This is a genomic window from Stenotrophomonas sp. 24(2023), from assembly GCF_030913365.1.
Classification (GTDB): Bacteria; Pseudomonadota; Gammaproteobacteria; order Xanthomonadales; family Xanthomonadaceae; genus Stenotrophomonas.
Genome location: NZ_CP133160.1, coordinates 4,382,741 through 4,401,681, shown reverse-complemented (window position 1 = coordinate 4,401,681; position 18,941 = coordinate 4,382,741). Strand labels below are relative to the sequence as shown.

At 69.5% G+C, this 18,941-nt stretch carries 21 protein-coding genes; 4 read left to right on the top strand and 17 right to left on the bottom strand.

What is annotated here, in order from left to right; genetic code table 11:
• Positions 1-21: 21 nt before the first annotated feature.
• The 5 genes from Q9R17_RS20025 to Q9R17_RS20005 all read right to left on the bottom strand — a co-directional run bounded on the left by Q9R17_RS20025 (position 22) and on the right by Q9R17_RS20005 (position 4,952).
• Positions 22-819: a DUF4198 domain-containing protein gene (locus Q9R17_RS20025; protein WP_308156331.1), complete on the bottom strand. Its 798-nt coding sequence runs from the start codon at positions 817-819 to the stop codon at positions 22-24.
• A 199-nt stretch (positions 820-1,018) separates the two neighbouring features.
• On the bottom strand, positions 1,019-1,405 hold the full coding sequence (locus tag Q9R17_RS20020) for a DUF2894 domain-containing protein (RefSeq protein ID WP_308156330.1): 387 nt from the start codon (positions 1,403-1,405) through the stop codon (positions 1,019-1,021).
• The gene (locus Q9R17_RS20015) at positions 1,395-2,060 is read right to left on the bottom strand and encodes an OmpA family protein (protein ID WP_308156329.1); all 666 of its coding nucleotides are present in this window, start codon (positions 2,058-2,060) and stop codon (positions 1,395-1,397) included. Before Q9R17_RS20015 ends, Q9R17_RS20020 begins: the two co-directional genes overlap by 11 nt.
• Positions 2,057-4,288 carry a DUF802 domain-containing protein gene (locus tag Q9R17_RS20010; protein WP_308156328.1) on the bottom strand — a complete coding sequence of 744 codons (2,232 nt, stop codon included), beginning with the start codon at positions 4,286-4,288 and terminating at the stop codon, positions 2,057-2,059. The genes Q9R17_RS20015 and Q9R17_RS20010 overlap by 4 nt, the downstream gene beginning before the upstream one ends.
• Positions 4,289-4,298: 10 nt before the next feature.
• Entirely contained in the window at positions 4,299-4,952 is a 654-nt protein-coding gene (locus tag Q9R17_RS20005; RefSeq protein ID WP_308156327.1) for a DUF3348 family protein, read from the bottom strand.
• Positions 4,953-5,095: 143 nt separating this feature from the next.
• Here Q9R17_RS20005 and Q9R17_RS20000 point away from each other — a divergent pair, with 143 nt between their 5' ends.
• Complete coding sequence (locus tag Q9R17_RS20000) at positions 5,096-6,013, top strand: M14 family metallocarboxypeptidase (protein ID WP_308156326.1); 918 nt, start codon at positions 5,096-5,098, stop codon at positions 6,011-6,013.
• Positions 6,014-6,049: 36 nt separating this feature from the next.
• Here Q9R17_RS20000 and Q9R17_RS19995 read toward each other — a convergent pair whose 3' ends face one another.
• The 9 genes from Q9R17_RS19995 to Q9R17_RS19955 all read right to left on the bottom strand — a co-directional run bounded on the left by Q9R17_RS19995 (position 6,050) and on the right by Q9R17_RS19955 (position 14,042).
• Positions 6,050-6,370 (bottom strand): hypothetical protein, encoded by a 321-nt coding sequence (locus tag Q9R17_RS19995; protein WP_308156325.1) that lies wholly within the window; start codon positions 6,368-6,370, stop codon positions 6,050-6,052.
• The gene (locus Q9R17_RS19990) at positions 6,367-6,939 is read right to left on the bottom strand and encodes a sigma-70 family RNA polymerase sigma factor (protein WP_308156324.1); all 573 of its coding nucleotides are present in this window, start codon (positions 6,937-6,939) and stop codon (positions 6,367-6,369) included. Before Q9R17_RS19990 ends, Q9R17_RS19995 begins: the two co-directional genes overlap by 4 nt.
• Complete coding sequence (locus Q9R17_RS19985) at positions 6,932-7,300, bottom strand: DUF6249 domain-containing protein (RefSeq protein WP_308156323.1); 369 nt, start codon at positions 7,298-7,300, stop codon at positions 6,932-6,934. The genes Q9R17_RS19990 and Q9R17_RS19985 overlap by 8 nt, the downstream gene beginning before the upstream one ends.
• Before the next feature lie 65 nt (positions 7,301-7,365).
• The gene (locus Q9R17_RS19980; RefSeq protein ID WP_308156322.1) at positions 7,366-8,886 is read right to left on the bottom strand and encodes a serine hydrolase domain-containing protein; all 1,521 of its coding nucleotides are present in this window, start codon (positions 8,884-8,886) and stop codon (positions 7,366-7,368) included.
• Positions 8,887-9,040: 154 nt separating this feature from the next.
• Positions 9,041-9,523, bottom strand: coding sequence for a hypothetical protein (locus tag Q9R17_RS19975; protein WP_308156321.1), 483 nt, complete (start codon positions 9,521-9,523; stop codon positions 9,041-9,043).
• Complete coding sequence (locus Q9R17_RS19970) at positions 9,524-10,963, bottom strand: efflux transporter outer membrane subunit (protein ID WP_308156320.1); 1,440 nt, start codon at positions 10,961-10,963, stop codon at positions 9,524-9,526.
• Positions 10,960-11,844 carry a biotin/lipoyl-binding protein gene (locus tag Q9R17_RS19965; RefSeq protein ID WP_308156319.1) on the bottom strand — a complete coding sequence of 295 codons (885 nt, stop codon included), beginning with the start codon at positions 11,842-11,844 and terminating at the stop codon, positions 10,960-10,962. The genes Q9R17_RS19970 and Q9R17_RS19965 overlap by 4 nt, the downstream gene beginning before the upstream one ends.
• A gap of 1 nt (position 11,845) precedes the next feature.
• A complete protein-coding gene (locus tag Q9R17_RS19960; protein WP_308156318.1) occupies positions 11,846-12,055 on the bottom strand; it encodes a DUF1656 domain-containing protein in 210 nt (69 codons plus the stop codon).
• On the bottom strand, positions 12,045-14,042 hold the full coding sequence (locus tag Q9R17_RS19955; RefSeq protein ID WP_308156317.1) for an FUSC family protein: 1,998 nt from the start codon (positions 14,040-14,042) through the stop codon (positions 12,045-12,047). Before Q9R17_RS19955 ends, Q9R17_RS19960 begins: the two co-directional genes overlap by 11 nt.
• Positions 14,043-14,122: 80 nt before the next feature.
• On the opposite strand from Q9R17_RS19955, the gene Q9R17_RS19950 reads away from it, so the two are divergent.
• Complete coding sequence (locus Q9R17_RS19950; protein WP_308156316.1) at positions 14,123-14,926, top strand: helix-turn-helix transcriptional regulator; 804 nt, start codon at positions 14,123-14,125, stop codon at positions 14,924-14,926.
• A 28-nt stretch (positions 14,927-14,954) separates the two neighbouring features.
• Here Q9R17_RS19950 and Q9R17_RS19945 read toward each other — a convergent pair whose 3' ends face one another.
• The 3 genes from Q9R17_RS19945 to Q9R17_RS19935 form a co-directional block, all read right to left on the bottom strand.
• The gene (locus tag Q9R17_RS19945) at positions 14,955-16,142 is read right to left on the bottom strand and encodes a serine hydrolase domain-containing protein (protein ID WP_308156315.1); all 1,188 of its coding nucleotides are present in this window, start codon (positions 16,140-16,142) and stop codon (positions 14,955-14,957) included.
• A gap of 145 nt (positions 16,143-16,287) precedes the next feature.
• Positions 16,288-16,968 (bottom strand): hypothetical protein, encoded by a 681-nt coding sequence (locus Q9R17_RS19940; RefSeq protein ID WP_308156314.1) that lies wholly within the window; start codon positions 16,966-16,968, stop codon positions 16,288-16,290.
• A gap of 154 nt (positions 16,969-17,122) precedes the next feature.
• Entirely contained in the window at positions 17,123-17,392 is a 270-nt protein-coding gene (locus Q9R17_RS19935; RefSeq protein WP_308156313.1) for a hypothetical protein, read from the bottom strand.
• Positions 17,393-17,793: 401 nt separating this feature from the next.
• Between Q9R17_RS19935 and Q9R17_RS19930 the strand changes: the two genes are divergently transcribed.
• On the top strand, positions 17,794-18,117 hold the full coding sequence (locus tag Q9R17_RS19930; protein WP_308156312.1) for a hypothetical protein: 324 nt from the start codon (positions 17,794-17,796) through the stop codon (positions 18,115-18,117).
• Positions 18,114-18,893, top strand: a complete 780-nt coding sequence (locus Q9R17_RS19925) for a helix-turn-helix domain-containing protein (protein WP_308156311.1) — start codon at positions 18,114-18,116, stop codon at positions 18,891-18,893. Before Q9R17_RS19930 ends, Q9R17_RS19925 begins: the two co-directional genes overlap by 4 nt.
• Positions 18,894-18,941 lie beyond the last annotated feature (48 nt).

Here is an 18,941-nt window from a genome sequence, read left to right as displayed (position 1 = left end):
CGACAGGTACGAAGGGGGGGATTAGGGGTTCAGGACGCGGAAGCTGAGCGTGTAGCTGTGGCTGTACTCGGCCACGGGCGCGCCGTCGGGGGCGGGCCTGCGCAATCGGGTCAGCGCGATCCAGGTACCGGCGGCCTGCAGGGGCATGCGTGCGTGGCCCTGCGCGTCGGTGGTGAGCGTGACCACCTGCGGGGTGCGGTCCGAACTCCATACCGCCTCGGTCACCTCCACCTTCTGCCCGGGCAGCGGCTGGCCGTCGTACTGGACGATGAACGCGAAGGTCTCGCCCACGTAGAGATCATTGGGGTGGCTGACGGCGACCAGCTCCAGCCCGTTGTCGCGTGGCTTCAACGCGGCGCGGTCGGGGTTGCCGGCGGTGACGTAGGTTTCGGCGCGGGTAATGGACTGGAAGTCGGCGATGACCTTTGCACCGGCGGGAATCTTCACTGCCGGATCGCGCGAGCTTGCACGTGTGCCGTTGATCTCCCAGGTGCGGAACAGTGCGCCCATGCGCAGCCCCGTGCTGAACCGGTAGGTGCCCGCCCCTGCGGGGAGGGTGTACTCGGCCACCGTCCGGTTGGTCATGGCCCGTGACGGCACCACCTGGTCCTTCCCGTCCGGGCCGACAACACCGAAGGTGCTGTTGTCGAAGGCCACTTCGGGCACGAAGAACGTCTCGGCGAACGAGGCGTCCAGGGCAATGGTGCTACCGGCGCGCGGCGCGAAGCTGCTGGGCACGAGGTAGGGGGTATGCGCCGATGCCGGCAGGCATGCGGCAAGCAGCAGTGCGGCAAGACCCGCACGGGTAAAGGCCTTCATGGAACCCTCGAATCGAAGAGCGTGGACGCTGGCGAGTCGACGGGCGAGGCTGGCGGAGCGCATCCTAGTGCAAATGGGAATTGTTCGCAACATGTGAAGCCGGCCTGCATGCGAACGGCTGTCGGGGTGCCTGCAGGATGGGGCGACGCTACCCGGGGGCGGGGCAGCAGCAGTGCCCGGGGCGTTTGAATCGTCTACGTCAACCGTCGCTGGCCTTGGCGGCGCGGGGCTTGCGCGTGCGCTTGGGCTTCGGTGCGTCAGCGCCGCTGGCGGCGCTGTCCTGCCGTGCCTGCAGCCACGACAGGGTGTCGATGTAATCGATGAAATGCCGCAGGTAGCCGGGGCTGGCCTGCTGCATCGTGTCGAGCATGCGCTGCACCAGCACGGCCGAATTCAGCGGGCCACCGTCGGCGGGGGCTTCGGTGCGCAGCGAGCGGCGCACCTGCAGTTCGCTGCGCAGTTCGGACCAGCTGCGCCGTGCCTCGTCCAGCATCGGCACGTGTGGGTAGTGCGGCAACGCGCGCGATCCGGTATCCAGATCACGCACCAGCGCCTGCAGGCTGTCGGCGGCGGGCTTAGTGGCCATCGGTGGCCGTGGGGCGGGCGGCGGCAGCATTCGCCTTGGGCTTGGCAATCGGTGCGATCTCCACGCGGCGGTTGCGTGCGCGGCCGTCTTCGCTGGTATTGGAACTGACCGGCTGCTCGCTGCCGAAGGCGGCGGCAAACACCGCGTCGGCGGGCACGCCATCGGCGATCAGGGTGCGGGTGACGGTCAACGAACGCTGTGCGGACAGCTCCCAGTTGTCGGCGAAACGGCGGTTGCCATCGCGGATCGGGGCGTCGTCGGTGAAGCCGCTGACCATCAGGATTTCTTCGCGGCTGCCCAGGTAGGCGGCCAGCGGGGCGGCCAGGCTGCGCAGCAGCTCCTGGCCTTCCGGTTGCAGCTGGTCGGAATTGAGGGCGAACAGCACGCTGCCGCTGATGCCGATGCGGCCATCGACCAGCGTCACCCGGCCGGCGGCGAGCGGGCCGGCCAGGGCCTGTTCGAGGGTCTGCAGGCGCTTGGCTTCGGCCTGGCGCTGCTTCACCTCGTCCTCCAGCCGCTGCGACAGCTCCAGCTGCACCGCGACCACGCCGACCAGGATCAGCACGAACGCGCCCAGCAGCACCGACATCAGATCGCCGAAGGCGGCCCAGATGGGGGCGTGCGATCCGCCGTCGACTTCGATGTCATCGCTCATGCGGTGCCGGCCTTGCCGCGGCGCGTGGCCAGCTGCTGCAGTTCTTCCATCACCTGTTTCTGCGAGAGCAGGCTCAGGTCGACCACTTCGCGGGCCTGGGCGACGTAGTAGGCCAGCTGTTCGTCGCTGCGGGCCAGCGAGGCATCCAGTGCGCCGCCGATCTGCTCCAGGCGCGCGGCCAGGTCGGTCGAGGCGGCGCCGAACTGCGCCACTGCCGTGCCCAGCCTGCCGGCCAGTTCGCCGACATCACCGGCACTGCCAGCCAGCTGTGCGGCGATGCCGTCCAACTTGCCGGTCTCGGCGCTGATGTGGTCGGTGAAGCGGCTGCCCACGCGCTCCAGCAGTTCGGCCGAGCCGCCGACCAGGGCATCCACTGCGCTGCGCTGTTCATGCGAGGCATGGTTGACCGCGTCCAGCAGCGTCTGCACGGTGGCCAGCAGGTGGCCACGCTCTTCCAGCATGGCGTTGTCGCGTACCAGGCTGTCCGACAGCGAGGTGCGCAGCTCGTTGATGACATCGGCGGCGGCCTTCGGCGCGGCCGCGGCGGTCTGCAGCAGGGTCGATACTTCGGCCAGGGTGGCCTGGGCCTGGGCGCGGCCGTTGTCGCCGATCTGCTGCGCGGTCTGTGCCAGCGCGTCGCAGACCTGCTGCTGCTGCGTGGCCAGGTCGGCCGACACGGCCTGCAGGGCATCGCTCCAGCGCTGCAGGCGCTGTTCGTCACCGGCCTGCAGCTGCGCCTGCAGCGCGGCGTGGGCCTGCTGCAGTTCGGCCGCCGCGGCATCCCAGCGCGCCTGGCGCTGTTGTTCGCGGGCGTCGAGGTGGTCCTGCAGCTCGCGGTGTGCACCGGTGCTTGCGGCCTGCGCGGCCTGCCATTCCTGCTGGCGCTGCTGTTCGTGCTCCTGCAGCAGGGCCTGCAGGCTGGCATGGCGTGCGTCCAGCGCCTGCAGCACGGCCTCGGCGCGGGCATCCAGCTGCGCCCCGGTGGCCTGCAGCGCCTGTTGCTGGCGCTCGATCAGTGCGTGATTCACCGCCTGCTGCCGCTCGGCGGCGGTCCGCCAGGCCTCGGCCGTGCCTTCGGCATCGGCCTGCAGACGCTCACCGATGCTGCCCAGCAGGGCCTGCGCCTGTACGCCCTGGCCTTCGCTGAAGGCGTGCAGGTGCTGGCGCAGATCGGCCACCAGCGTCTGCTGTGCGCGGGTCTGTTCGTCCACCACCCGTGCCCAGCTGGCCTCGGTGGCGGTGCGGCTGCGTTCGAAACCGTCGGCCAGGCCGGTCAGCTGCTGCTGCACCGCCTGTTCGATGCGCGCATGCAGGGCCTGGCCATGCTGGGCCAGGCCAGCCAGCGTGGTTTCGGCCATCGGCTGCAGCGCACCGCCGATGGCCGCGGCACTGGCCTCGGCGCCGTCGCGCAGCGACTGCTGCAGTGATACCGCCAATCGTTCCTGCAGCGCCTGGCTCTGGGTGAGGAAGTCGGCCTGGCCGGCCAGCAGGCGTTCGTTGGCTGCCGTGCTGTGCTGTTCGAACGCGGCGGTCATCGCCTGCAGGCGGTCCACCAGCACCGGCAGCGCGGCCGATTGTGCCTGCAGCAGGCGCAGCGACTCGGCGCGCTGCCACGCCTGTGAATACGGGTGCAGTTCACCGGCGATGGCGCGGTCGAGCTGCTGTACCACCTGCAGGCGCTCGCGGCGCAGCAGGGCCGACAGCAGGCCCAGCATGGCCGAACTGGCAACGCCGGCGATCGAGGTGCCGAAGGCCACGGCCAGGCCCTGCACCGGCGAGGCCAGCGAGCCGCGGATGGCGGCCATGTCGGTGGCGCTCTGCAGGGCAAGGCCGGTGCCGCGCAGGGTATCCATCATGCCCAGCAGGGTGCCGAGCATGCCCAGCAGCACCAGCAGGCCGACCAGGTACGGGGTCAGCACCGGGCCGGGCAGGGCGGTGCGCTCGCCTTCCACGCGCAGGCGCACGGCGTTGCGCAGGCCCACCGGCACGCGCTCCAGCCACGGTGCCAGGCGTTCGCTGGCAGCCGAAAGATCGCCCAGTGCCGCGCGCAGGCCGTTGCTGGCCTGCCGGTAGCGGTACAGCTCCACGCCACCGGTGATGTAGCAGGCGGCGATGACCGCCGCCACGGCGGCCCCCAGCGGATGCACCGCGACATAGCCGATGCCGATCCAGCACACGGCCAGCAGCCCGACAAGGAAAACAACGACAGCGAATGCAGTTCTGGACATGGTGTTCCGGTCAGTGGGAGCGCAGGGCCGCAAGCAGCCCGTGGATCGGGTGGAAGCGCAGTTCAAGCTCGGCCAGCAGCAGGCTGCGCATGTCATGGCGGAACGGCGCGCGCCAGCCGGGCTGGCCGTGCACGCGTTCAAAGCGGGTGCCCAGCACTGCCGGCGCGGTGGCCAGCAGCGCGTGTTCGCGCGGGCTGAGAGTCTGTTCCATCACCGCATCGACCTCGGCCAGTCGCGCCAGTGCGGGCGATACCTGCACCAGCTGCTCACGCAGGCGCCCGCGCAGCCGCCCGGTGGCGGTCTGGATGGCCCGCTGCAGCACCAGGTAGCGTTGCCGCAGCGAGGCGAAATTCGGTGCGGCGGCGGCTTCGGCAAGGTCGAGCAGGCGCTCGGCTTCGGCATCGTCGTGGATCGATGCCTGCAGGCTGGCTTCGGCCTGGGCGCAGTCGGCCAGCACATCGTCTGCCGCCTCGCCGGCTCCGCCGGGCTCGGGCAGGCGCCCGGTCAGCGCGGCGGACAGGGCGACGGCACGGTTCCAGTCCACCCACTGGCCGAGGCGATCGGTCAGGGCGGGACTGGTGGCCGGCATCGCGCCGTCGCTGAGACGGGCGAGCAGGCGGAGGAAATCCGGTCCACCCAGGACCGGCTGCGCTGCGTTCGCCATCAAGGGGTGAGGGGCCAAAAACCGTTGATTTTACAGCCAGATGACCCGGCCAGCATGAAAGGGCCGGGTGAGGGCGGCCGCGCCCGGGCCGCAGGGCTTAGAATGGGAGGCTGTACCCGTTCAGTTCGACCCTGGAGCACGCCATGACCGCTGCGCATTTCTATCCGATCGGCACCCCCGGCCAGCCCTGGGGCGAGGCGGAGAAGACGCAGTGGCGGGCGCGCCAGCAGCGCCAGCGCAGCTACCAGACCGATGTGGTGGCGGCCCTGCAGCCGCTGGACGGGCGCCTGCAGGTGATCCAGTACGGCCAGCTGGACTACGCACCGGACCAGTACCCGCTGTTTGCGGTGGTGAACCGTGACTGGAACCCGGCGCTGCCGACCGCGCTGATGACCGGTGGCGTGCATGGCTACGAAACCAGCGGCGTGCATGGCGCGCTGCAGTTCCTGCACCAGCATGCGATCGGCTACCTGGGCCGCTTGAACCTGATCGTGGCCCCCTGCGTGTGTCCCTGGGGTTACGAGCGCATCCAGCGCTGGAATCCCCAGGCCATCGACCCGAACCGGAGCTTCCGTGACGGTGGGCAGATCGAGGAAGCCGCTGCGCTGATGCGTTTCGTGGCCGACCGCAACGCCACCCTGCGCGTGCACCTGGACCTGCACGAAACCACCGACAGCGACCTGCAGGAGTTCGACCCGGCCCGCTGCGCGCGCGACGGCAAGCCGCTCGGCTACGAAGCCATTCCCGATGGCTTCTATGTGATCGGCAACAGTGAAGACCCGCAGCATGAATTCCAGAAGGCGCTGATTGCGGCCGTGGCCCCGATCACCGCCATCGCCCCGCCGGATGCCAACGGCAACCTGGCCGGCATGCCGCTGCAGTCCACCGGCGTGGTCTGGGGCGAATCGCGTTCGATCGGTGCGTGCGCCGGCTTCACCGATGCGCGCTATGCCACGACCACCGAGGTGTACCCGGACAGCCCGCGGACGAACCCGCAGGAGTGCAACGACGCCCAGGTGGCGGCGGTGTGCGCGGGCCTGGATTTCGCGCTGGCGCACTGACGCGCCCTGCGCTGCAACGCCAGGCCATGCCTGGCTTCACGCCTCGCGGGCTTCGGCCAGGCCCCAGGCCATCACCAGTGCGGCAACCGCCAGGGCGATCGCCCAGGTTGCAGCGCCTGCGGGGGAAGGGGCCCCTGCCAGCCAGTCCCCCCAGCCCGCGCGCAGCAGGGGGGCCCGGGCCAGGGTCACGGCGCAGGCCAGCACGCCCAGCCCTGCGCCGGCCCACAACGGCCAGCGCGTGCGCCGGCGCGGGGGCAGGTGCTGCATCACCCGTGCACTGAATCCCTCATCGGCTACCGGGCCGGCAAACTGCCCGCGCAGCAGCGCATCGATATCGTCAGGGTCATCGGTCGTCATGGGAATTCCTCGTCGCCGTCGGCAGGATGCCATGCCGCCAGCCATGTCTTCAGTTTGGCCCTGCCGCGCAGGGCATGCGTCTTCACCGTGCCCAGCGGCAGGGACAGCACGTAGGCGGCCTCCTCGTGGCTCAGCCCAAGCTGCACGCAATGCAGCAGTACGGCCTGTTCAGCCGGTGACAGCCGGCGCATCGCCTGTTCCAGGTCCAGCTGCAGGTCGATCCGTTGGCGGGGGGCGGGCAGCTGCTCCAGCCCCCCGTCCTCGTCGCCCTCCGGTTGTGCGGGGCGTCGCCGTGCCTGCAGGAAGCAGGAGTAGGCCACGCGGTACAGCCAGGTGGAAAAGCGCGCATCACCACGGAACTGGTCCAGCTTGCGCCATGCCAGCACGAAGGTCTCCTGCGCCAGGTCATCGGCAGTGGCGTCGTCACCGTGCAGCAGGCGCCGCAGCTGCGCGCGCACCGTGCCCTGATGGCGGCGCACCAGCTGCTCGAAGGCCTGGCGGTCACCGTTGTGCTGTACGCGCCTGGCCAAGGCCAGATCGATGCGCGCCTCGGCCGCATCATCAGCCACGCACGTCCCCGCGCCGGTTGAACCACCAGCTGGCCAGGTAGCCCAGCCCGGTCATCAGGGGCAGCAGGCCGATGCCCCACAAGCGGCTGATGCCCAGCCCGCTGTCCAGCTGCCCGGGCAGTGCCAGGAACATGGCGATCACACCGATGCCGCCGCCGATCAGCACGAACGCACGGCGCCGTTCGATCGTGGACGGCAGGGGTTCGTACAGCAGGCGGTCGGGCAGTTCCACGCCCTTGTCGGCCAGCGCCAGCAGCGTGCTGTAGCGCGCCTGTGCCTGCAGGTGGCGGTAGCGGAGCACGATCAGCACGATCAGCACCGGTGCCGCCATGACCAGCAGGGGAATGAAGATGAAATCCATGGAGAGCTCCAGAAAAGCGAGGAAACAAACGGGGCATGCACCGTGCAGCATCGCATGCCGTGAATTCAGCGCGATGCGTCCCCGGCGGCCAGCAGATCGGCGATGCGTTCGGCCAGCATCCAGTTCTGCGATGCGCCCTGGTTGCTGGTCATGGCAACGGCGGCACCGGTTTCCCACACGATGGCCAGGTTGGCGGTGGTGCCTTCGATGCCACCGGCATGCCCGCGGATATGGCGCCCCTGCGAGAGGCGGTCACCGAAGCCGGCGGCATAGCTGCCGGGGCCGGCCGGCACCCGGTCGTCGAACATGGCGGCCAGCGTCGCCGGCCGCACCAGCCTGCCCGCGCGCAGCGCCGTGGCGAACTTCAGCAGATCGGCAGTGGTGGAGTAGCCGCCACCGGCAGGCCCGCCCTTGTAGCCCAGCTTGAGCCACGCCGCTTTCCAGTCGGTGGCGAACAGCCCGTCGCGGTAATAGCCCACGGCCAGCCGGGGCACCACCTCGTCGATGGCATCGAAGCCGCTGTCGGCCATCGCCGCCGGGCCGAACACGTGGTGCTGCAGGTAGTCGGTGTAGCGCTGGCCGGAGGCCTTTTCGATGACACGGCCCAGCAGCATGTAGCCGGCGTTGCTGTAGCGCCATTGCGTGCCGGGCTCGCCGGCCAGCGGCTGGCGGGCGATCAGCTCCAGATAGTCGGCCGGTTCGACGAAGCGCTGGGCATGTTCAAAGTACTCCGGGACCAGGAAGTCGCCCAGGCCAGCGGTATGGTGCAGCAGCTGCCATAGCGTGATCTTCCCGGCGGTTGCCTGGTCGGGATACTCCGGCAGATGCTGGGCGAGCGTGTCCTGCCATGACAGCTTGCCGGCCTCGACCAGCTGCGCGATGGCCACGGCGGTGAACATCTTGTTCATCGAACCGATGTGGAAGCGCGTCTGTGGTGTGGCGGGCACCTGGAAGCTGCGCTCCGCCTGGCCCCGGCATTCGTTGAAGATGATCTGGCCTTCGCGCTGCACCGCGATGCAGCCGGAGAAATCATCGCTGCGTACAAGGTGGTCCAGCGCCTGGCGGATCAGGCGCGCCAATGCCGGTGTCGCCGGCGTGCCGGTGCTGGGCCAGCCCGCATACACGGCCGGATCGTCCATCGCAACGGCCATGGCCTGCGACAGCTGTGCAGGCTGGTCCGGGTCGGCAGCGAGCCAGAGCAGGGCACGCCGGCCATCGCGGCGGCCTTTGACGGCCACTTCAAGCAGGCCGGGCTGACGGGGATCGGTACGGACATCGAACAGGTCCACGCCACCACTGTCGCGAGCGGCTGATGTCAGGTCACCGATGAAGGCGTTGCTGTCTTCCGCACCGATACGGGGCGACAGCACCGAGGGTGCCCACTGCTGGATGCGGGCCGGATCGGCCATGTTGATCTGGGCCAGCAGGTGGCCGGCAATCGCCCCGGCCGGCGTGTCCGGCAACACGGGGCTGGCCGTGGCCGGAGCGCCAAGGGTGCCGGTGATGCCGGCCACGATCGCGGCCACCCACAGCGTGGTGGCCCTGAGGTGGCGGGACACCAGGCAGGGAAGGAAGGAAATGGTCACGGGACGCGCTCGCAGATCACCGGCCGACACGGCGGTTTCAGCATCTTGGATGCAGGAACTGCCCGGTTTGGATTCAGCCGTGGCGATGCCGCCGACCGGGCGCCATGCCGATGCAGCGGGCACGGCGTGGCCCGCCCCCGCCACGACCCTTCGGTCAGCGATGGGGTGTGCTGCCGCGGCCTCTGCCCAGGTAGATGCGGAAGGCCAGCAACACCGCAAACGCGATGGCAGCGGCCTGCACCCGTGGCAGGACGATGACGCCCTCCTGCGGCCAGAACGACACCCAGAGGGCGAAGCCCGCAAGCGCGGCCAGGACCAGCAGAAGCGCCTTCTTCGCTACCCCGCGGGAGAACGGGAACGCAAGCAGTGGGGTGGACAGGAGAAGTGCTGTGGCAGCCGCCATGTACACACCCGTCCGGCCCTGGACGGCATGGCCGGAGATGGCAAGCGCGACCAGGAGCAGGCCGACGCCTGCAGCGCAGGTGCCCATCGCAAGCGCCACGAGGTTGAGCACAGGGCGCCATCGCACCCCTTTGTGTTTGTCGGCCTGGCGCCGCATCCCGTCCATGGGCGGATCGTAGAAGCAGCCGGTGTGGCCGGCAAGCGGACTGTCACCGTGCCTGCTGGTTTCCGACATTCATCGGCTGTGCCCGGCCCCGTCATCCATCGCCGACCATCCCCCGCCCAGTGCCAGGAACAGGTCCACCTGGCGGTCGGCCGATTGTGCGCGTGAGGCTTCCAGCGCCGATTCGGCGTCGGCCAGTGCGGCTTGCGCGGACAGCACGTCCAGGAAGCCGATCTTGCCGGACTGGTAGAGCCTGCTGGCCTGTGCACTGGCACGGCGGGCATCGTCACGGGCGCGGGCCAGGCTCTGCTCGCGCTCCATTTCCCGGGCATACGATGACAGCGCACTCTCGGTCTGCCGCAGGGCCTGCAGCACCGTGCCGTCGAACGATGCCAGCGCGGCGTCGGCATCGGCCCCGGCCGCATCGATGCGTGCCTTGGCCAGTGTGCGGTTCGGCCAGTGCCAGGACAACAGCGGCCCGAAGGTGGCGCCGAAGCTGTCACCGGACAGCAGCCGCCTGAACGTACCGGCGGTCCCTGCCGAAGCACCGATGCTGACCTGCGGATAGAGGTCGGCGGTCTCGATCCCGATCCTCGCGGTGGCGGCGGCCAGCTGGCGTTCGGCGGCACGGATGTCCGGGCGGCGCTGGATCAGCTGCCAGCCGTTGCCGACCGGAATGGGCTGGCGAAGCTGCGGTGGCTGCGTGCAGCGTGCCGCCGCCTGCGGGGCGTCGGCCGGCAGCCGGCCCATCAGTGCGCCCAGGGTGAATACCGCCGCCTGCCGATCGGCCACCAGGCGCGGCAACGCCGCCGCGCCGCGGTTCACGGCGGCGCGCGCGCGGCTGACATCGAAATCCGTGCCGCGGCCCCCCGCTGCCAGCCGGGTGGTGGCCTCCAGCGTGGCGCGCTGTGTGTCCAGCACCTGCTGCGTGGCGGCCAGTGTGCGGTTGGCCGAACAGGCGCCCAGATAGGCACGGGTGACCGCTGCGGCCACCGCCGTCCGCACATGGTCGCGTGCGGCGGCCACGGCGTCGGCATCGGCGCTGGCCGCTTCGATGCCCCGGCGGATGCCGCCGGCCAGATCCAGCGGGTAGGACAAGGTGATGCCCAGCGCATAGACCTGGGGCACCGACGTGGTGGCCAGCGCGTAGCCACCGACATCGGCGAACGTCGCCGACGCCGTCGTGGCGGTATCCACCCCGCCGTATGCCCGGGATTGCCGCACCCGTGCCGAGGCACGGCGCAGGTTGGCGTCGGCCACGCGCAGATCGGTGTTGGCGCGCAGCGCCTCGGCCACGTAGGCCTCCAGCTGCGGGTCGTCATACAGCCGCCACCAGTGGTCGGGCAGGTCGGCCTGGGTAGAGACCGCCGTGGTGGCGGAGACGAAGGCACCGCGCGCTGCCGGTGCCACCGCAGCGGCACTGGCGGGCAGGTGGTAGTCCGGGCCGGACACGCAGCCGGCCAGCGACAGCGCCAGGCCGAGCGTGCCCAGGCGACGCAGGCAGGTCGTCACTTGCAGTTCCCCTGCAGGGAGGGGGTGACCGTGACGCTGGCCGAGCGGCCGATGATCAGGCGGGTGTCCGGCGGCACGTCGTCCAGCTGGATGCGCACGGGAATGCGCTGGGCCAGGCGTACCCACTGATAGGTGGGTGCCACCGCCGGCAACAGGTTGTGCGTGCTGGAACGCTGGTCATCGGCGATGCCGGCGGCGATGCTTTCCACCTGCCCGTGCAGGTCGCGGGCATCGCCCATCAGCCGCGCCGTTGCCGGGTCGCCTTCGGTGATGCAGTTGAGCTTGGTTTCCTCGAAGTAGCCCTCGATGCGCAGGCTGCCGGTGGCCACCAGTGCCATGGCCTGCGCACCGGGCTGCAGGAAGTCGCCCGGGTGCAGGTCCAGGTTGGTCACGATGCCATCGGCGGTGGCGCGCACTTCGGTGCGCTGCAGGTTCAGCAGTGCGACGTTCCGTTCGGCCTGTGCCTGCGCCAGCCCGGCAACTTCGGTATCGACCCTGGCCGCGTTCTGTTCGCGGGTTTCCACGGCCACCAGGTTGCCCAGGGCGATGTCACGCGTGGATTCGCGGCGGGCCAGGGCCAGCGTGGCCTGCGCGCTGCGGACACGCGCATCGGCCTTTTCCAGTGCGGCGGCAAAGCGCGGCTGGTCCAGCACCAGCAACAGCTGGCCGGCGCTGACCCGCTGGTTGTCGTGCACCCGTACCTGGGTGACCAGCCCGCCCTGGTCCGAGGCCACGCGGACCACATCGGCACGCACACGGCCATCACGCGTCCACGGGTGGCGCTCGTAACGGTTCCAGATCGACAGTGCGGCAATCACGGCCAGGGCAAACAGGCAGAGCGTGGCGCTCCAGCGGCCAAGGGCAACGAGCATCGGTTTCATTTCAGTTCTCGAGCAGGGGCGCGAAGCGGGTGAGCAGCGCGGTGAAAATCACGAACAGGGACAGGCCGACCAGCGGGCCGTTGGCAAACACGCGGTACAGCCCCAGGCGCGCCAGGCCGCGCGTTGCCAGCAGCGCCAGCAGCAGGGCGATCACCGCGACGTTGACCAGGCCGGGAATGAACACACCATCGATGGAAAGGTCAGGCACCATCGCGTTGGCCTCCGCTGGGCGTCAGGGGGGAAAGCAGGTCGCGGCGCAGGTTCGACAGCGCCAGCAACAGTTCGGCGCGCTCGGGGGCATCGCCTGCCAGCAGGGCCGTGCGTGCCTGCTCCAGGCGCTGCAGCACGCGGGCATCGGGCGGCACGGGCGTGGCGAACGGGCTGCGCGGCGGCGTGGCCAGGCACGCGTTCAGGGGGGCAAGCGCAGCGCGGGCGCTGGGGCTGATCGCCGCGTTGCCCAGTGCACGCAGTTCGGCGATCGCCATGGCCGCACGCATGCCGGCGAAGGCGCGGCGCAGCAGCCCGGCAGCATCGGCATGGCCACGCAGGCGCGGTGCCAGCAGGCCCAGCCGGTCCACCATGCGGCTGGTCCACACGGTGGCATCCCCGCTGCGTCCGGCCGCATGCCGGGCCATGCCCGCGGCCAGCACATCCTGCAGACGACGCCGGCTGTAGTTGGCATCCAGGGTCTGGAACAGCAGCATGCTGCACAGCGCCGCGCCGGTGCCGGCAAACAACGCGACGCCACTGTTGATCGCGCCGATGAAGCTCCACGCATTCGTTGCGCCCAGCCCGGCAACCAGCGGGAAGGTCAGCAGCACGCCGAGCGCGGCCATGATGTACGGCGGCCGTGCCAGGAAGCAGCCGCCCAGCAGCAGGGCCGGTGCCAGTACCGCGATGAGGGTGGGAAAGCCGGAGACGGCCGGAAACACCGCCAACCCGTACACCAGCCCCACGGCCACGCCGATGGCAGAGCCGGCCAGGTAGCGCAGCACGTTGCCCGCCGGCGCATCGCTGGTACCGAACAGCACGCAGGCGGTGCCGATGATGGACACGGCCGTGGCCCCGTCCGGCCACGCGCTGCCGATCCACAGGGCGCAGCTGAGCAGGATGCCGACGAAGGCGCCCAGGGCGCTGCGCAGGGCCAGCCGGTGGTCACGGTGCAGCTGATGCCCGTTGGCGGCACCGGCCAGATGCGGGGGCACCCGCCGCCGCCAGTCGGGCGCGGCGCTGTGCAGCTGCCGCTCCAGCAGGCGGCAGTCGTGCTGCGCGGCCTCCAGTTCCACCCACTGGCGCGACAGGCTGGCCTGCAGCAGGTCGGTCCAGCTGCCGGCGTCGGCGGGCCCGTGCGCCGTGGCACGCAGCTGCGCCTGCGCATCATCCACCGCGCTGGACAGCACCAGTACATCCAGCAGGCGGTCATGCAGTGCCCGCAGGATCTGAACCTGGGTGATGCCGTGCGCACTGTCGAACGGCAGGTGGATGGACAGCGTGTGCAGCTCCAGCAGGTCCATGGCCAGCTTCGCGCGGTCCTGTGCCAGCGCCGTGCCGGCCGCACCGGTCTGCATGTCGGCGGTCCAGCGTTCGGCATCGGCCAGGACGGCGGCTGCGCGCTGCCGTACCCGGGGCCCGACCCGGCGTGGCAGCAGCAGGGCGTGCACCAGCGTGGCGGCGAGGATGCCGATGGCGATCTCCTGCACGCGCACCAGCGCGATGCTGAACACCTCGCCGGGTGCCATCACGCTGGGAAAGCCGATCAGGCTGGTGGTATAGCCCGCCAGCAGGAACGCATAGGCGCGTGGCGTGCGGTCCAGCATGGCCAGGTACAGGCACAGCGCCATCCAGGCGGCGAGCGCCGCACTGAGCACCAGGGGCGCATTGGCAAAGCGCGGCACCAGCAGCACGGTGGCCGCGGCCCCGCCGGCGGTGCCCAGCAGGCGGAACAGGCCGCGGCTGAGCGTGGCCCCGGAAAGGGGCTGGGAGACCAGGTACACCGTGCCCACCACCCAGAACGGACGGGTCAGGCCGATGCGCAGCGAGACGTACAGGCCCAGCACGGCGGCCAGCAGGCATTTGAGTGAAAACAGTGCGGCTTCCTGGTCGGCCCTCAGTGCGGGTGAGGTGAGCAGGGCCAGCGGGCGGTCCAGCGAACGCCGGATCCGCCAGCGGCGGAGGGCGATGGGGTGGGGGATGTGCATGGCCGCCATCGTAGGCAGCCGCCCCGGGCGCCGAATCTCGTTACAATGACAACATATCGCTAAATCCGGTCAATGTGAGAATGGCTCGCATTTCCTTTCCCGGCTTCGACGTCCATCCCGATGCCACCGACCGGCCGGCCGTGGCCCGGCGGCTGCAGGTGGCCGAGCATGATGCCGAGATTCCGGTGCATGACCACCGCAAGGGCCAGCTGGTGCTGGCCCTGCATGGCGCGGTCAGCTGCGAGGTGGCCAATGCGCTGTGGATCGTGCCACCGCAGTGCGGTGTCTGGATTCCCGGCGGCATGCCGCACAGCAACCGTGCCACCGCCAATGCGCGCCTGTGCTATCTGTTCGTTGAGCCCGGCGTGGTCGAACTACCGCCGCAGTGCGTGACCCTGTCGATTTCGCCGATGCTGCGCGAGATGATCCTGCAGCTGGCCGATGCGCCGTTCGATTACCCGCCGGACGGGCATACCGGCCGGCTGGCACGCGTGCTGCTGGACGAGCTGGTGCGGATGCCGGCCGAGCGGCTGTACCTGCCGGTGAGCGACCACCCGAAGATCCAGGCGCTGGCGGCGGCGTTGTCCACGCACCCGGAAGACCGCGGCACCATCACCGACTGGGCACGCCGACTGGCACTGGGCGAGCGCACGCTCACCCGGTTGATCGCCCGCGAGACCGGCCTGTCATTCGGCAGGTGGCGACAGCAGCTGCACCTGCTCATCGCCGTGCGCGAACTGGCCGCCGGCGTGCCGGTGCAGCGGGTGTCCGAACGGTTGGGCTATGAGTCGGTGACGGCGTTCATCACCATGTTCAAGAAGGCGCTGGGGCTGTCGCCGACGCGGTATTTTGCCGCGCGGCTGCAGGGGCAGGGCGACGGCTGACAGGACGATGATGCCGGGCGGCGGCGTGTCATCGGAACACGCCAGTGCCAGCGGCGCGCTCCTGTTCGGCGATCCGGTTGACCACTGCGTCCACGGCCTTCTCCATGGCGCGCGCGGTCTGGTCGCCACTCTGGTTGGTGATGATGAAGATGCCCAGATCGTACTTCGGCAGGATGTACACGTAACACTGCGAGCGGGGTACGCCGCCATGATGGACGTAGTAATCACCTTTCACGGCGTCGCCGCGGGCGATGTTCCAGAAGTAGCCGATGCTGAATTCCGGATCGAACGTGGCCAGGGCGCGATGTGATTCCGCCACGACGGGGCTGTCACCCAGTTGGAACCGGAGGAAATTCACCATGTCCGGGACGGTGGTCTTGACGCCGCCAGCGGCGGCCCACGGCAGCGCCGGCATGGGCGTGGTCGGCACGGTGTTGTCGCTGTGGTAGCCGGGCGCGAGCCGGGATGCGTCGGCGTCGTTCAACCGGATACGCAGGTCGGTCATCCCGGCAGCATCGCGGAAGAAGCGGCGCAGTAGTTGTTCGTAGTCGCTTGCATAGACCGTTTCCAGAATATGCGCCACCAGTTCGGTGCCGGCGCTGGAGTAGGCGTAGGTCTTGCCGGGGGCCTGATGGATCTCGACGCTGTGCAGGTCCTTGAGGAAATCGGGCTTGCCGTAGTGCGCGTAGATCGCGTTGAGGTTGCGGGGCGTATCGTGATCCAGGAAATCGGCCAGCACGGTGTTGGCGCGTTCCGGCAGCATGTTCGGCAGCCCGCCCGTATGCGAGAGCAGATGGCGGATGCGGATGGGTTCGCCCTGGTACTGCAGGTTCGGGTAGTCGCCCTGCAGATAGCGGCGAACATCGTCGTCCAGGCCCAGCCGGTGTTCCAGCACGGCATTGGCCATCAGCGCGCCCGCCAGCGTCTTGCTCAACGAGCCGATTTCATACAGGGTCGCGTCGGTCGGCGGGCTGGGCCGGCCTGCCTGCATGTCGCCACGATGGCGGATGAATGCCTGCCCTCGGTAGACGACGCCGATGGAGGTTGCGTGAAGCAGTGGCCGCTCGATCAGCGTTGCGGCGGCTTCGTCGAGGGTTGCCCCGAGATCCTGGGGGGACGCAGGCGTCTGCCTGCACCCGGCCCCCAGCAACGCAGCGCAAAGCAGCAGACAGCTGAACCACCCCCTGTTCCGGACCATCATCGGTGTTGCGTGCATGCGTCGGCGCCTTGACCGCGTGGCGGGCTGTCCCCTGATGGAAGCCGATCCTAAGGGGGACAGGGGCGGCCAACAAGCAGGAGCTCCGGCGCAGCCTGTCACCGTGCGCTGACCGATGCGGCTGCAACGGTGCGCCGGCCTGCTGCTACTTGCCGGCGTGCCTGTGGTCCTTCCGGTCGTCGGCCTGCGCCGCCCCACGGCTCTGCGCGAAGGCCGGGAAGGTGCTTGCCAGGGAGTCCTTGTCCGGCAGGATGTAGAACACACCGCCACGCTCGAAGGTGGCGTGCACAACCGCTTCGTAGAACTCGGGTGTGACGTTGATGCAACCGTGGGTGACGCGGTTGTCGTCAGGCGTGGGTGTGGCCAGCCGTTCGGCACGTTTCTCGGCCGGGGGGCCGGGTGGGGTCGGATGGAGGGAAACGGCGGAATCGTAGTCCACCCACAGCACGCGCCCGGCATCGATCGAGGGACCGTAGCCGCCGACGAAACGCCCGGCAGGCGTGGTGCGGTCCCGGCCTGGAATGGCGCGAAGGGCAAGGCCGGCGACGCCGGGCGCCGAATGGTCGCCTGTGGCCGAGCCGAACAGGGCCGGTGCCGCGCCGCGAAGCTTGCCATCGCCACCGAATACGAGGATCTGCGCAGCCGCCTTGTCCATGATCGCGAACGGATAGCCCTGGCTGTCCTTGCTGGCGACCACCCAGCCGGCCAGTTCGATCACCGTTTCGGAAACGTGCTGGTCCGGTGGAAGCGCATCGACAGCAGCGGGCGGCTGTGTGGCCGGGTTTCCAGCGCTGGCCACGCCGGCGCACGCGAACGCCAGTGCCATGGCCAGCGCGGCACGAACGGCCCGGCGTGCAGGGGATGAAGGGATTCGGATGAGCGGCCTCCCGGGCATCAGGAATGCATGGCGGGTGGACGCCAGTGGCCGGTGAGGGCCACTGGGTCCGGATTCAGAAATTCGTCAGAGGGCGCAGGAGCGGTTACCCGCGTGGCGTGCGGCGGGGGGCTTTTTCGAGCTGCTGGACGCGGCTCTCGATCTGATCCAGGCGCTGGTTGGCCTGCTGTGCGGACTGGTTGGCCGATTCGGCGCTCTGTGCAGCGCCCTGTACCTTTACATCGAGTTGGTCCAGGCGTGAGTTGATCGTTGCGAACTCATCCTTGTAGGTGGCGCAGGCGCCAAGGCTCACGGTGGTGATGAGGGCCACGCTGAGTGCGCGGGCCACCTTCAGGTGTTGCGAGGTCAGGTTCATTCCACTCCTCCTTCGTCTGGGGAGACTGGAATATAGCGGCGTTTTTCCATCGGCTGCGAACGGCTTTCAGCTGGAATTGGAAGACGTGGAAGCACTGTGAAGAACGCGCGTTGAGCATGCCGTGGCGCCCCGGGACCCGCGTGCCGTTCCGCCGCGAAGAACGGGGATGGCTGCTGTGGTGTGGCACTCCCCATTCATCGGCAGTGCCACGGTGGTGCACCGCGCCGCATCCAGGCAGGCGCAGGCGCCAGCAGTGGGCAGGCGACAGCCATCCCCCGCCTGGCGGCGCGACACCCTACACTATCCACCGATCTTCGCTTCGACGTTGAACCTGTGATTCCAGAGCACCTTGCCTCACCTGCCGACTGCCTTGCCTGCACCGCCGCCGCGGAGCAGGCCCGATGAAGGTCCAGCTGCACCAGCAGTCGCTGCGCCTGCACCTGTCGATGGCGGATCTGCAGGCCCTGCTGGCCGGCGAATCCATCGAGAATTTCACCGGTTTCGGTGCGTCCGGCGGCTGGACGGTGGCGGTGTCGCTGCACGGCGGCGAGCAGCCGGTGTTGCTGGACGGCGGCACCTTCTGCCGCGTGGTCCTGCCACGCGCCACGGTGGAAGCACTGGCGCCATCGCCGGCACCGGACCTGTCGCTGCCGATCTACCTGGACGATGGGCAGGTGCTGCAGGTGCAGCTGGCGGTGGACGCAGGCGACGCGGGCCCGCCATGAGCGTGCCGTCACCGCGCGCGCCGCGCCGTACCGCCACGGCGGCCACGCCCAACCCGGCCGCCGCCGACGATGGGGATGCGCTGCATTTCTGCAGCACCTGCGCGTTTTCCGATGCATGCATGTCGCAGGGCTACGACAAGGCCGCGCTGGGTGAGCTGCATGTGCTGGTCGATCACGTAGGCCCCTTCCATGCAGGCGATGCACTGTTTCGCGCGGGAGATCCGTTCGACGCCATCGCTGCCGTGCGCGCGGGCGTGGTGAAGACGGTGCACGATGATGCGCAGGGCAACGAACAGATCCTGGGCTTCCATCTGCCGGGCGAAGTGATCGGTTTGAGCGGCATCCACGGCGCGCGTTACCCGTGCCATGCGGTGGCGCTGGATACGGTGTACCTGTGCCGCTTCTCGTTCCCGAAGATGAGCGTGCTGGCCACGCGCATGCCGGGGTTGCAGGCGCGGTTGTTCAGCCTGTTGAGCGCGGAGATCGGTAAGGCATCGGTGCTGTCGGCGCCGCAGCGCACCGACGTGCGCATGGCGGCGTTCCTGCTGGACCTGTCCCAGCGCTACGCGCGGCGCGGGTTCTCGGCCACGCATGTGCCGCTGGTGATGGCGCGCAACGAAATCGCCAACTACCTGCGCATGGCACCGGAGACCGCCAGCCGGGTGATGCGGCGCCTGGCCGACGACGGGCTGATCGCGGTGGAGCCGCGGCAGGTGGTGGTGCTGCAGCCGCAGCGACTGGCGGCGCTGGCAGCCGGCGATGGGATTGAAGACTGAGGGCACAGCGGCAGCCCATCCCTGCGGGCTGCAGGATGGGCCCGGCCC